Raw genomic sequence first — 13,048 nt, 5'->3', positions numbered from 1 at the left:
CGACTAGTCGAGCCGAATCGGCATCAACAGGAACGTCTGCTCGGTATCCGGCTTCTCGTCGACGGGTTTGAACAGCCCCGCGGAAAGTGGATTCGAGAGCTCAATGGCCACCTTCTCCGACTGAAGTCGGCGAAGTATCTCCAACATGTAGCTGGCGTTGAACCCGATGCGCACCGGCTCACCCGTATAGCTGCATTCGGCTTCTTCCTCGCTGCGCCCCACGTCCGGAGTCTCAGCCTTGAGCCCGAGCTTGTTCTTGGAGAAATCGAGAGCGACCAGCCGGCCGACCGGGTGCGCGAACACGGCAGCGCGACGCAAGGAAGCCGAGAACACCTCGTGTTCGATGACGGCCCGGGCCGGATATCCCTTGGGTATGACGCGTTCGTAGTCGGGATACGGCCCCTCGATCTGCCGGGTTATGACGGTGGCGTTCTGGAAGACAAACCCGACCTTCGCCGGGTCCATATGCACGGTGAGCGTCTCCTCTCCGCGAGGGAACAGGGGAAACACTTTGGGCGATACGACCACCTTAAGCTTGCCGGCGAACTTGCCCTTGCGGCAAACGTAGGCCAGACGGTGACCGTCGGTGCCGACCATGCGGGTCTCGGTTTTGGACACCTCCCAATTGACGCCGGTCATGGCCGGCCGGGACTCATCCTTGGAAGCCGCGAACGAGACCGTTTCGAACATCTCGAACCAGGTCGAGAGTGGAAACTCCATGGTCACGCCCTCCGGCAGCTTCGGGACTTCCGGAAACTCAGACGGTTCGAGACTGACGAGCGAAGCTCTCACGCGCCCGGCCTCAAGACTGAGGCTACGTTCCTTGCTGAACAGCTTGATGGTTGGTGCGCTGATTTCGCGGACGATTTCGGCCAGCTTACGGCCCAACACGACGACCGTGCCATTTTCCGACTGACCATCGAGCGTGAACGTACGGCGCACGTAGGTGTCGAGGTCCGTCCCGGCGAGCGCCAGCTTGCCGTTGTTCACATCAAGCGTGATGTTGCTAAGAACCGGATAGGCAGACTTGCTCGGCAGCGCGTTGGTTACGCCTGCGAGCAATTCTGCAAAAATGCCGCGGTCAATCTCACAGCGCATCGTGTCTCCTTTGCCAGCAAGGCGTGTTACTGGCTATACTTCTACCCGATTCCAACCCGGAGTCAAGCTCAGTCCAGAGCCCGAAACCCGATATTGAACCACAAAGACACCAAGAACACCAGGCAGGCAGAGCCGGTTTCCTTCTCCACCCTCTTTGTGTCTTGGTGGCAGTGTCCTGGGTCGGACCCAGGGACGAGCCTCAATCTCGCTCTTCCTTGAACGTCTCCTCCGAGAAGATGCCCTGCTTGTCCTTGACCAACTGGCTGACTTTGAGCTCGGCCTCGGCCAGCTTCTCCTTGCAGGCCCTGGCCAGCTGCACCCCGCGCTCGAACAGCGCGAGCGACTTGTCCAGCGCCAGGTTGCCGGCCTCGAGTTGCTTCACGATACCCTCAAGCTCGGCCAGCGACTTCTCGAAGTCAATCCCCTCGGTCGGCTTCTCATTCTTCGCCATCTAGTTCTCTCCTGTTCGTTCCACCCGGCAGTCAATTGCGCCATCGGACACTCTCAAATGAACGCCTTCACCGACCTCAACCTCACCGATGCGGCTGACAATCGAGCCGTCGGGCTTGAGGCAGATCGAGTAGCCCCGCCCGAGGCTCGCCAGCGGACTAAGCGCATCCAGCCTGGCGCCGGCCTGACCGAGCCGGACGTTCTGCCGGAACAGGAACGCCAGCGTCGGCTTCTCCAGTCGTGCGACCAGGGCCTGCAGCGCAACCTTCTGGCGCAGAATCCGCGCTACTGGATTCAGGCTGTTCAGACTCCGATCCAGCACGGTCAGGACAGTTACCGCGTCTCTCAGGCTCGCGCGTGCGGCTCCTTCAGCAGCGCTTGCCATCCTTTCGACCCTGTGTCCGAGGTTGGCAAGATCCGCGGCCACGAGTTCGAATGCCCGGTGACGGGTCAACTCATCGACCGCCTGCTGCTTCTCGAACAGGAGCTGCTCGACCGCTTCAAGCAGCTTCCCCGCAGTATCACTCAGCCGGGTCTCTAGCTCCTCCCAGGGCCTGGCCACGAGCTGCGCAGCCGCGGTCGGAGTTGCCGCCCGGACATCTGCCACAAAATCGGCAATAGTGAAATCGGTTTCGTGTCCGACCCCCGAAATCACGGGCACGCGTGAGGCGGCGATTGCCCGCGCCACTGCCTCCTCGTTGAACGACCAGAGGTCCTCGATCGATCCTCCGCCCCGGCCGACGATGATGACGTCGACGTCGGGTCGGGCGCACAAGGTTGCCACGCCCTCGGCGATCTGCTCGGCCGCCCCTTCGCCCTGCACCTGTGCCGGAAACAGCACGACCTTCACCTGCGCCTTGTGCAGCCGCAACGTCTTCAGCATGTCGTGTATTGCCGCGCCGGACGGCGAGGTGACTATGCCGACCGTACGCGGAAGCGAGGGGAGCGGCCGCTTCCGCTCGGCAGCGAACAGCCCTTCCTTCTCCAACTTCCGCTTGAGCTGCTCGAACGCCTTCTGCAGAGCGCCGAGGCCTTTGGGTTCGATCACGTCCAGAATGACCTGGTACTTGCCGGTCGGCTGGTAGACTTCAAGTCGGCCGTGAGCGACCACCTGCAGGCCGTCCTCGAGCTCGAACTTCAGCCGCTGGGCCGAGTGGCGGAAGCAGACTGCTTGCAGCTGCGAACCTTCGTCCTTCAGAGCGAAGTAGCGATGCCCGGATGCATAGGCCCGGAAGTTGGAGATCTCTCCCTCAATCCAGACATCGGAGAAGTGCTCCCCCAGCATCCCGGCAACCAGCTTGTTGACCTGGGATACGGACAGGACGCGACGGCCCGGCGTGGATTCAAGGGGTCCGGGATTCAAGGGGTCGAGTGCTCCGGCCACTGGAATCCTCGACTCCTAGACCCCTGACCTACTTCTGATACTCGTAGAACCCTCTGCCCGTCTTGCGCCCGAGATGGCCGGCCGCGACCATCCGCTTCAGGAGCGGGCAGGGACGGTACTTGGAGTCGCCGAGGTCGTTGTGCAGAACGTTCATGATGGCAAGGCACACGTCCAAACCGATGAGGTCGGCCAGTGCCAGTGGGCCAATCGGGTGGTTCATGCCCAGCTTCATCACGGTGTCGACGGCCTCCTTGTCGGCCACCCCGGTTTCGAGACAGAATATCGCCTCGTTTATCATCGGGAGCAGCACGCGGTTTGACACGAAACCGGGTGAATCGTTGACCACGACCGGGGTCTTGCCCAGTTCCCGGGACATCGCTACGACAGCATCGGTCACTTCGGGCAGAGTTCCGAGGCCGCGCACGACCTCAACTAGCTGCATCAACGGCACCGGGTTCATGAAGTGCATCCCGACAACCTTGCCCGGCCGCTTCGTGACCCCGGCGATGGCCGTAACCGATATCGTCGAGGTATTGGTCGCGAGAACCGTGTCCGGCCCGCACAGGCTGTCCAGCTTGCCGAACAGCTCGCACTTGAGCTTCTGGTTCTCGGTCGCTGCCTCAACCACAAGCCCGCAGTCCTTGAGGTCACCGAGTTCCAGACTCGGCTTGATACGGGACATGACTGCGTCAGCCGCCTCCTGGGTCAGCTTGGCCTTCTCTACCATCCTGGCCAGCGACTTCTTCACCGCACCGATGCCGCGGTCTACAAACTTCTGGTCTATGTCGTTGAGGGTGACGTCGTACCCGGCCGTGGCGAACACCTGGGCGATGCCGTTGCCCATCGTGCCGGCACCGACAACTCCGATCTTCCGGTTCATTCTTGCTCCTTGTGGGTTCGGTCTCGAAGCTAAAATATATGAAACCGACCCGGTGTCAAGCCGCACGGCTGCGCCTGCGCGACCTTGACATACGGACATAGTATCAATATAGTCAGTCCACGTGAGCATGCTCCATGGCAACCGGGCGATTAGCTCAGCTTGGCTAGAGCGCTTGCTCGACACGCAAGAGGTCACCTGTTCAAGTCAGGTATCGCCCATCCACCGGGGTGTGACGGCAACAGCCTTCACGCCCCGCTCTCTTTTTAGGGGCCGGCGGTGAAGCAGTCCTTCGAGCTTCTCTGGTCCCTGCAGCAACTCGACACCGAACTCCGCACCCTGACCGAGAAGCTTAGCCAGATTCCCGCACGCGTGAACGACCTGAAGAAGGCGGCCGCCGCAATCAAGGCCGAGCTGGACCAGGCCAGGACCGACATCATCGATCACAAGAAGCATTACAAGCTCAGCGAAGTCGAGCTCAAGAGCGCGGAGGAAAAGGTCGCCGGCTATTCGGTACAGCTCTACTCGGCCAAGACGAACGAGCAATACAAAGCCTTCCTGAAGGAAATCGAAGGCCAGAAGCGGCTCAAGAACGGCATCGAGGACCGGATGATCGTGCTGATGGAGGAGACGGAGGCACTCGACCGCAAGGTCAAGGAGAACGAGAAGCAGAGCGCCGACCTCGACGTCGAGACCACCCGCAAGGTCGAGATGCTTGAGAGCGAGACGAAGGAACTCGAGGCCGCCATCGCCGAGCGCAAGCAGCAGCGCGAGACAACCATCGCTGCGATACCGCCCGAACTGCTGAAACGCTACGAGCGGGTCCGCGCCAGCAAAGGGGGAATCGCCGTCGCCACGGTCCGGAAGGAACGGTGCAGCGGCTGTTTGAGCCCGATTCCGGCCCAGCGCATACTGGAAGTTGACCGCCAGGACCATCTCTACCTTTGCGAAGCCTGCGGCCGGATTCTGATCGTCGCCCAGGAATAGTCGACCCGAAGCTCGCCGGGTTCCTGGTCCAGATCGACGGCTCATCACTCGGCAATCCGGGTCCGGCGGGAATCGGCGTGCGCATCACCCGCCCGGACGGCACCGTGCTCAAGGAAATCAGCCGCTTCATCGGTATCCGCACCAACAATCAGGCCGAATACGAGGGTCTGCTCTGCGCCCTCAGTGAGAGCAGCGAACTAGGCACTGGATCGGTGATAATCCGAACCGATTCCGAACTCGTCTACTTCCAGATGGCCGGCAGGTACAAGGTGAAGAATCCGGAACTGAGACAGCTGCACTCCAGGGCACGGGAGATCGTGTTGCAGCTGCCCAACGTCAGCATACAACTGGTTCGCCGCGAGCAGAACAAAGAGACCGACAGGCTGGCCAAGGCTGCTGCTCAGGCGGCCGACAATCGCCCGGGACATGGCCGGACATAGAGAACGCCAGGCAGCCGTCACCTGGCTGATGCCGCTTGGCACCCTTGTCCAATTTATGCTGCCGCGCTGGGTAGTCGTAAGGATTGCGCGCGTCACAGCATCTCTCACGTACCGCTTCAACCACAAAGGCCGTGAGCGTTTCATAGAAAACTGCCGCCACATTCTCGGCCCCGGCACTTCCGAGTCTGAACTTCGCGCAACGGCCAGGCGCCTCTTCCTTCACTACGTCCTCAACGTCCTGGACCTGATGCGCGTGCCGGTAATGAAACGTCGAGTTCTGGACTTGGTCGAGATGGACACGTCCGGGGTGGACAATGAGCTGTCAAAGAAGCGAGGCATTGTGGTTGTCACGGGCCACTTCGGCAACTACGATCTCGCCGGTGTCTACATGGCAGCTCGTGGGTATCCGATGTCCGCGGTGATTGAGCCGGTACCGCGTGGTTGGGCCAGGACCTACAATCGCTACCGCGGAGCAACGGCGATGGAAACGATACCCATTCAGGATCGGAAAGCCATGCTGGAATCCTTGCGCCAGGGTCGCATGCTTGCCCTCGTCTCCGACCGCGACCTGACTGGCAACGGCCTGCTCTGTCCGGCCTTCGACGCGTACCGTCACTACCCCAAGGGCGCGGCAGCCTACTCGCTGCGCTTTGGAAGCCCCGTGATCATTGCCGGAATGATGTTCCAGCACGAACCCGGCCGCCGGCCCTATCGCATGGAGTACAAGTCGGTGGAGTTCGCTCCGACCGGAGACACGAATGCAGATGTCAAGGCGTTCACGGGCCTGATAGCCTCCGAGATCAACGACCTGATTCGCAGATTTCCCGACCAATGGCTGGTGTTCAAGGCCGGGTGGAAGACGCAACCGTGAAAGTCAAGTTCAAGCGTCTGGTCGATGCCCCTCTCCCCTGCCGCCACACCACGGGCTCGGCCGGCTTCGACCTTTGTGCCGCCGAGGACATGGTGATACCGGCACACGGGTTCGGCTCGATCGGAACAGGTCTCTCCCTAGAGCTGCCGGAGAGTACGGAAGCTCAAGTGAGACCGAGGTCCGGTCTGGCCGCGAAGCATGGCATAGGGATACTGAACAGCCCGGGCACCATTGACTCTGACTACCGAGGAGAAATCCGGGTGATTCTCTTCAACGCATCCGACCGGAACTACGGGGTACGCCGTGGTGACCGCATCGCTCAGCTCGTCTTCGCGACGTTGACCGATGTCGAGCTGATCGAGACCGATTCGCTCTCCGAGACCCGCCGGGGGCCCGGGGGCTTCGGCCACACAGGAGAACGAGGTTGATGTCAAGGTGGAGGTTGGAAGGACTCATGTCCTGTCTTAGCCTCAACCTCAGCCTTGACCTGTCTCTCAAGAGATTGCAGACTTCAGGTTGCAGACTTGAGATTGGCCAACCGTGACTCAGGACAAGGGACGAGGGACAAAGGACAGGCTGCGTATCTGCCTCGTATCGGCCGCCTACCGTCCCTACCCTTCGGGCGTAAGCGAACACGTCCACCACCTGGCAGAGGGGCTGCGCGACCTTGTCCAGGATGTGAACATCCTGACGACCACTTTCTCCGGATTCGGCGACTGCCAGACTTCCTTGCCGGTGACCCGATTCGGCCGGGCAATGCTCATCCCGATGAACCGCTCATATGCGACTGTGCCGGTCGGCCTCAGGATGCCCGGAGAGGTAAGGCGCTTCCTGGCTGAGGGCGGATTCGACGTGGTTCACTGCCACGGGCTGTTCTGGCCGGAGATCTCCTACTGGGCGATTCGGCACAGCCGGTCGGTGAACCTGATCACGTTCCTCACCGCCGGCTTCAAGATCCAGACCACGGGGGCAAGCACTTTCCGGTTCCTGTTCAGGCAGCAGCTCGCCAAGATACACGGTCGCATCGCCATCTCCCAGCGGGCGCGGGAAGCCGCCGAGCCCTACGTTCCAGGCGAATTCCGCATCATCCCTTGCGGGATCGACCTCAACCGGTTCCGTCCGGCCCTGAGCCCTGGAACCCCTGGACACCGGAATCCCGCTTCTCCCACCATCCTGTTCCTCGGCCGCCTCGACGCACGAAAAGGCATCGAGACTCTGCTGCGGGCACTGCCGAGGGTACTCAAATCGATTCCGGGCGTCAGATTGGCGGTAGTGGGTCGTGGTCCAGTGGAACCACGTGCCCGCCGGATTTGCGGAGAGCTTGGGATTGCGGCTTCGGTCGACTTCCTCGGCGTCGCACATCCCGAGGAACTGCCGCGTCACTACGCGAACTGTGACGTCTACTGCGCACCGGGTCTGGGCGGAGAGACCCTCGGCATCGTCCTCCTCGAGGCAATGGCCAGCGGCACACCGGTAGTCGCCTCGCGGATCCCCGGATATGACGAAACGGTGCGGGACGGGGTTGACGGCATCCTGGTTCCTCCCGGCGACGCCGATGCCCTGGCCGCGGCTCTCATCCGTGTCCTGACCGACGAGACTCAGCGCCGGGCGCTGACTGACGCCGGGCTCAGGCGCGCGCAGGAATATGCCTGGCCCAAGATAGCGCAGCGGACCCTCGAGTTCTACCAGGAACTGTTGAAGACTCGCCCGGTCTAGCCGCCTGCAAGTGCCTCTGCGAGTTCCCTGAACTGCTCGCCGCCCAGGGTTTCCGCGCGGGCTGACGGTTCGATTCCCGCCTGCTCCAGGTGCGCGACAACCGCTTCCCTTGTCAGCTCCAACCCCGCCACCAGGTTGTTAGCAATCGTCTTACGTCGCTGGGCAAAACAGACCTTGACCACGCGACGGAACGACGCTTCATCGGGAACCGGGTAGAGCGGCTGCTCGCGGCGTCTCAGACGGAACGACGTTGACACGACATCCGGTCTCGGCTTGAAGCTCTCCGGCTCGATGTTGAATAGTCGTTCCCGGAAAGTCAGGCGGTCGAAGAAGACCGAGAGAGCGCCATATGCCTTGGACCCAGGCAAGGCGACGACCCGGTACGCAAACTCCCGTTGGGTCGTGAGCACCGCAACGTCCCACACATCCAGAGATTCCAGCAGCTTGAAGAGTATCTGAGAAGAGAGGTTGTATGGCAGGTTGCCCAGCACCTTCAGATGCCGGTACGGTCCCAGGTCGAAACTCATGAAGTCGGCATGGACCACTTCCAGGTTCCCGCGTCCACCCAGTTCAACCCGCAGTCCCTCTGCCAGCCGGTCGTCGATCTCCACCGCGACCACCCGGCCGGCCAAGTCCACGAGCCGCCTGGTCAGTATTCCCTTGCCTGGTCCGACCTCGAGCACGGTGTCGCTCGGGCCCGGACTCAGCGCCTCGACCAGCGCATCGGCCACCGGCTCGTGGGTAAGAAAAGACTGGCCTAGCCCGCGGCGGGGACGGAGGTGTCTCAGAGACGGGTTCCGGGGGTCTGGGGTTCCAGGGTTCTGGCCGCAAACTCGAACCCCTGAACCCTTTGACCCTTGAACCCGTTCATGTCAGATGCGGAAGCAGCGCAGGGCGTTCTCGCGGGTCAAGTCCGCGGCCTCGACCGGAGTGATGCCGACCAACTGCGCCAGCTTCTCCACTGTCAGCCGGATCATCGCCGGCTCGTTACGCTGCCCGCGGCTGGGTGCCGGCGCGAGAAATGGTGCATCGGTCTCGACCATCAAGAGGTCACGGGGAATTGCCCTGACGATATCCTCCAGGCGTTCCTCGCCGTAGGTTATGTTGCCGGAAAAGGAGACGAACAGGCCCTTCTCCGCCGCCCACTCCGCCAACTTCTTGTCGGCGGAGAAGCAGTGCAACACTCCGGCATAGTACCCGTGTTCGTCGACTATGCTGCGAGCCCGGCTGGCCGCGTCGCGGATGTGGATGATCATCGGCATCGCCAGCATCCTGGCGAGTTCTACCTGGGCGTGAAAAGCCGTCTCCTGGTTGCCGCGCGACGAGATGCCGCGGAAGAAATCGAGCCCGATCTCGCCGATTGCTTTCACTTTGGACTCAATGCACATATCCTTGAGCGCCTGCACGTCCCAGCTGCGGAACTGGTCGGAATCGTGCGGATGCACACCCACGGCGCAGTAGACTCCTTCGCGATGGCGGCTAAGGGCCACGACCTGCCGGCTATCCGGCACGCTCTGACTCGCGGTCATCATGTATCGGACGCCGGCGCTGTGCGCCCGTTTGAGCACCATCGCCAAGTCCGCCCCGAACTGGGCGTCGGTCAGATGGCAGTGCGAATCGAACATCTTCAGACCTTCGGGGTTCTCCTTGGACCGGCGCGACATGGGGCTAGAGAGAAAGACTCAAGGGACAATGGGATCGAGGAATCAAGTGCCCGCAGTCCGACACTCTATCCCTTTGTCCCTCTATCTCTTTGCGACTCACTGACATCATGACACCGTCGAACCGGGGGCGGTTTCACGTTCGGGTGTTACGATGGCCAGTCCGGCAGGACCGGTGGCGGCGAGCAGCATGCCGTTCGACTCGACCCCGCGAATCACGGCCGGTGCCAGATTGGCAACGACCACAATCGACCTGCCGACTAGCTCCTCCGGCTTGTAGGCAAGCGCGATGCCGGCCACAATCTGCCGCTGCTCGCTGCCAAGGTCAACCTGCAGCTTGAGTAGCTTGGTCGCGCCGGGCACCGGTTCCACGCTCACTATCTTCGCGACCCTCAGTTCCAGCTTCTTGAAATCGTCGTAGGTAATCACGGTCCTCGCCTCCGACTTTGGACTTTGGACTTGAGACTTGGGAATTTCCGCCCCGGCTTGCGGCTTGTGGCTTGTGGCTTGGAGCTTTTCTACCTGCACCGCAATCGCCGAGTCCTCAATCTTGTTGAACAGGATCTCAGCCGGACCCAACTCGGACGGCAGCGCCGGCTTCGCGGCATCATCCCATCGGCGCTCCGGCCTCTGGATTCTGGATTCTGGACTCTGGACCCGGTCGTGTCCCCACAGCAGCTTCGCCATCTTCCGGCTCGTGAACGGCAGGAACGGGTAGAGCAGCACCTCGAGCGACGAAACCAGCCGCATGCAGACGTTCATCGTCCGGTCGCACTTCGCCCTGTCGGACTTGAACGTCTTCCACGGCGCTTCGTAGTCGAAGTAGCGGTTGCCCAGCGCCGGCAGGGTCATCACCTCGCGCGCCGCATCCTTCATCTCGTAGGCCTCGATCATCCGGCCGAGCTTGCCGGGTGCCTCGGCAATTGCCGCGAGCACCTCGAGACTCTGCTCGTCATCCGGGCACGCCTCCGGCACCCTGCCGCCGTAGTTCTTCTTGATGAACACCGCGACCCGGTTCACGAAGTTACCGAGCACGTCGGCCAGCTCATTGTTGTTCCGCGCATGGAAGTCGCGCCAGGTGAAATCCACGTCCCGGTTCTCAGGCAGGTTCACGGCCAGAGCATAGCGCAGCGGGTCGGCCGGGAACTGCTTCAGATAGTCCGGCAGCCACACCGCCCAGTTCCGCGACGTGGAGAGCTTGGCGCCTTCCAGGTTCAGGAACTCATTCGCCGGGATGTCCTTGGGCAGCACCAGCCCCTCGTGCGCCATCAACATCGCTGGCCAGACAATCGCATGGAAAACGATGTTGTCCTTGCCGATGAAATGGACCAGCTTCGTGTCCGGGTCGTGCCAGTAGTCCTTCCACCGGTCCGGCCTGCCGATCCGCTCGGCCCATTCCTTGGTGGACGAGATGTAGCCGATGGGCGCGTCAAACCAGACGTACATCACCTTCTCCTGTCCCTCGGGCAGCGGCACCTTCACGCCCCAGGTCAGATCGCGCGTCACCGCCCGGTCCTGCAACCCGCGTTCGAACCAACCCTCGCAGAAACGCTTCACGTTCGGCTTCATGTCCGGCTTGGATGCGACCCACTCCTTCAACCGCTCCTGGTACTTCGAGAGAGCGAAGAACCAGTGCGTGGTCTCGCGTATCTCCGGCGTGGTACCGCAGGTCTTGCAGCGCGGGTTGACGAGATCGAACGGCTCAATCCAGCGGCCGCACGCCTCGCACTGGTCGCCTCTCGCCTCCTCGGACTTGCAGTTCGGGCACGTACCTTCGACGTACCGGTCGGCAAGAAACATCCGGTCCTTCGGGCAATAGAGCTGGCGCGTCGTCTTCGGCTGCAGGAGGCCCTTCCGGTAGACGTTTAGGAAGAATTCCTGCGCGGTCTTGTGATGGATGGGCAGCGAGGTCCGGGAGTAGTTGTCGAACTCCATCCCGAACTCCTCGAACGAACGCTTGATGGACGGGTGATACTGATCGATGATTTCCTGGGGCGAAACGCACGCCTGCTGGGCCGCGATCGTGATCGGCACCCCGTGCTCGTCCGAGCCGCAGATGTAGACGACGTCCGAACCCTTCAGGCGGTGATACTTAACAAAGATGTCGGCGGGCAGATAGGCACCGGCGAGGTGTCCGAAGTGGAGTTCCCCGTTGGCGTATGGCAACGCGCTCGTCACCAGTATCTTCAAGGCGCAAAGGATACATCGCCCGGACGCCAAGTCAAGGACACGGCCGGGGTCCGGCAGCGAGTCCGCAGGACGGCTTTCGCCCCAACGGGGTGACAGGTGCACGTGCGGGAAACGGGGACTGTACCGCGCCAAGTTCGACGTCGGCGCTCCGCGGGACTGTCCCCGCTTTCCGCGGCAGCGCTACGGCCTGATCGGAGCCGCGATGTTGAACACGTCGGAGCGTTTAATCTGGAACCTGCGCTGCGCGCACTTGAGTCTCGCGAAGCACCCGTCGAAGTACGTCGGGAAGTATCGGCAGGAGTATCGCCGGTTGCGTACTCGCTTGTATCTTGAGCTGTGTCCTTCGCTTCATCCCGACCTCAACCTTGACCTCAACCTCAACCTGAATCCTCTGCTGTACCGCGCGTTCTTCGCGAAGTCGAGCCAGTCGTTGCTCCAGCGGTTGTTCGCGACGTTGCTCGACTCGATGCTCGCCGCGCTGGCTTCTGACTTCTAGCTTTTGGTCTTTGACTTCTTGAGTCCGCCGCCGCTACCCCCCAGGCGGCCCGTGGGCCGAGGAGTGGGCGGCAGAATTGTGGTCCGACGCCCAGCCCATACTACAGGTTGTGGGTCTTCTAACCCGCTGCAAATGGCCCTCGACCAGCCTAGACAGGACCTTCAGACCCCTAAACAGGTGTTTCTAGCCCAAATGACATCGCGTAAGTCACGCATTCCACGTCCGGGGGTAGTAGGGGGGTAGTCCGCCCTCAAGCATCTCCCCCCTATCCCGGATTCAGCCCCTCAAGCTACCCCGAGGTCTACTCCCAGGCCATATCGGCGGGCAAACCGGTCGGCACCACCGTGGGGTACAGGGAGAAGAGCTGTCCGGGCCACCCTACCCGCTACTCAGACCGCTACCCGACGGGCTACCGGGCGGGTACCCCGGCTGGCTACCCTACCCGGTCCTCCCCGGTCTACCCTCGGGGTATCCCTGAGGTCATATGGGTAGACATATCCCCGGACATCCGGGAGGTCATCCGGCCCTGTACGAGGTTCCTACCGCCCGCCGAACCGGCCAACGACTGCGGCTATCGGCCTGACTCCCGGGCGGAATACAGCAGTGCCCCAATCCCGATGGATACCTAGTCCAGAATCGCGGTAAAAGCCATACGGGGGCAATACGAGGGCTATCCACTCCTCCCCTGGGGGGATGCTTCCCCCAGCTCTCCGGTAGGCTCTCCCCCCAGCTCTCTGGTAGACTCTCTCCCCAACTCTCCGGCAAGCTCCTCCCCCTGCTCTCTAGTAAGCTCTTCCCCCCGTTCTCCGGTAGGCTCCTCCCCCCGCTCTCTGGTAGACTCTCTCCCCAGCTCTCTGGCAAGTTCCTCCCCCAGCTCT

14 protein-coding genes and 1 tRNA gene are annotated in these 13,048 nt (G+C 61.9%); 7 read left to right on the top strand and 8 right to left on the bottom strand.

From position 1 onward, the window contains the following. Positions 1-3: 3 nt before the first annotated feature. The 4 genes from dnaN to FJY68_03210 all read right to left on the bottom strand — a co-directional run bounded on the left by dnaN (position 4) and on the right by FJY68_03210 (position 3,812). Positions 4-1,098, bottom strand: coding sequence for a DNA polymerase III subunit beta (gene dnaN / locus FJY68_03225; protein MBM3330848.1), 1,095 nt, complete (start codon positions 1,096-1,098; stop codon positions 4-6). A gap of 199 nt (positions 1,099-1,297) precedes the next feature. After that, a complete protein-coding gene (locus FJY68_03220; GenBank protein ID MBM3330847.1) occupies positions 1,298-1,549 on the bottom strand; it encodes an exodeoxyribonuclease VII small subunit in 252 nt (83 codons plus the stop codon). Then, on the bottom strand, positions 1,550-2,932 hold the full coding sequence (xseA, locus tag FJY68_03215; protein MBM3330846.1) for an exodeoxyribonuclease VII large subunit: 1,383 nt from the start codon (positions 2,930-2,932) through the stop codon (positions 1,550-1,552). 28 nt (positions 2,933-2,960) lie between these two features. Beyond that, positions 2,961-3,812, bottom strand: a complete 852-nt coding sequence (locus FJY68_03210; GenBank protein MBM3330845.1) for a 3-hydroxybutyryl-CoA dehydrogenase — start codon at positions 3,810-3,812, stop codon at positions 2,961-2,963. Between the two features lie 143 nt (positions 3,813-3,955). On the opposite strand from FJY68_03210, the gene FJY68_03205 reads away from it, so the two are divergent. The 6 genes from FJY68_03205 to FJY68_03180 all read left to right on the top strand — a co-directional run bounded on the left by FJY68_03205 (position 3,956) and on the right by FJY68_03180 (position 7,823). Further along, positions 3,956-4,030: transfer RNA gene (locus FJY68_03205), tRNA-Val, on the top strand. Between the two features lie 58 nt (positions 4,031-4,088). Beyond that, complete coding sequence (locus tag FJY68_03200) at positions 4,089-4,796, top strand: hypothetical protein (GenBank protein MBM3330844.1); 708 nt, start codon at positions 4,089-4,091, stop codon at positions 4,794-4,796. Continuing rightward, positions 4,754-5,236, top strand: coding sequence for a ribonuclease HI family protein (locus FJY68_03195; GenBank protein ID MBM3330843.1), 483 nt, complete (start codon positions 4,754-4,756; stop codon positions 5,234-5,236). The genes FJY68_03200 and FJY68_03195 overlap by 43 nt, the downstream gene beginning before the upstream one ends. Next, a complete protein-coding gene (locus tag FJY68_03190; GenBank protein ID MBM3330842.1) occupies positions 5,223-6,107 on the top strand; it encodes a hypothetical protein in 885 nt (294 codons plus the stop codon). Before FJY68_03195 ends, FJY68_03190 begins: the two co-directional genes overlap by 14 nt. Then, entirely contained in the window at positions 6,089-6,535 is a 447-nt protein-coding gene (locus FJY68_03185; protein MBM3330841.1) for a dUTP diphosphatase, read from the top strand. Before FJY68_03190 ends, FJY68_03185 begins: the two co-directional genes overlap by 19 nt. Positions 6,536-6,647: 112 nt before the next feature. Then, positions 6,648-7,823 carry a glycosyltransferase family 4 protein gene (locus FJY68_03180; GenBank protein MBM3330840.1) on the top strand — a complete coding sequence of 392 codons (1,176 nt, stop codon included), beginning with the start codon at positions 6,648-6,650 and terminating at the stop codon, positions 7,821-7,823. Here FJY68_03180 and rsmA read toward each other — a convergent pair. The 3 genes from rsmA to metG form a co-directional block, all read right to left on the bottom strand. Further along, on the bottom strand, positions 7,820-8,611 hold the full coding sequence (gene rsmA, locus FJY68_03175; protein MBM3330839.1) for a ribosomal RNA small subunit methyltransferase A: 792 nt from the start codon (positions 8,609-8,611) through the stop codon (positions 7,820-7,822). The two genes, FJY68_03180 and rsmA, sit on opposite strands and share 4 nt — an antisense overlap. A gap of 84 nt (positions 8,612-8,695) precedes the next feature. Further along, the gene (locus FJY68_03170) at positions 8,696-9,487 is read right to left on the bottom strand and encodes a TatD family deoxyribonuclease (GenBank protein MBM3330838.1); all 792 of its coding nucleotides are present in this window, start codon (positions 9,485-9,487) and stop codon (positions 8,696-8,698) included. Positions 9,488-9,592: 105 nt separating this feature from the next. After that, positions 9,593-11,674, bottom strand: coding sequence for a methionine--tRNA ligase (gene metG, locus FJY68_03165; GenBank protein ID MBM3330837.1), 2,082 nt, complete (start codon positions 11,672-11,674; stop codon positions 9,593-9,595). A 202-nt stretch (positions 11,675-11,876) separates the two neighbouring features. On the opposite strand from metG, the gene FJY68_03160 reads away from it, so the two are divergent. Beyond that, positions 11,877-12,170: a hypothetical protein gene (locus FJY68_03160; protein ID MBM3330836.1), complete on the top strand. Its 294-nt coding sequence runs from the start codon at positions 11,877-11,879 to the stop codon at positions 12,168-12,170. A 516-nt stretch (positions 12,171-12,686) separates the two neighbouring features. Here the strand turns inward: FJY68_03160 and FJY68_03155 are convergent. Next, positions 12,687-13,048: hypothetical protein (locus FJY68_03155; protein ID MBM3330835.1), on the bottom strand; the 362-nt coding region annotated here is incomplete at its 5' end.

This window comes from candidate division WOR-3 bacterium (assembly GCA_016867815.1).
GTDB lineage: Bacteria > Hydrothermota > Tepidihabitantia > Tepidihabitantales > Tepidihabitantaceae > UBA2258.
The sequence above is the reverse complement of the archived record's forward strand: the minus strand, read 5'-3'. Positions and strand labels throughout refer to the sequence as shown.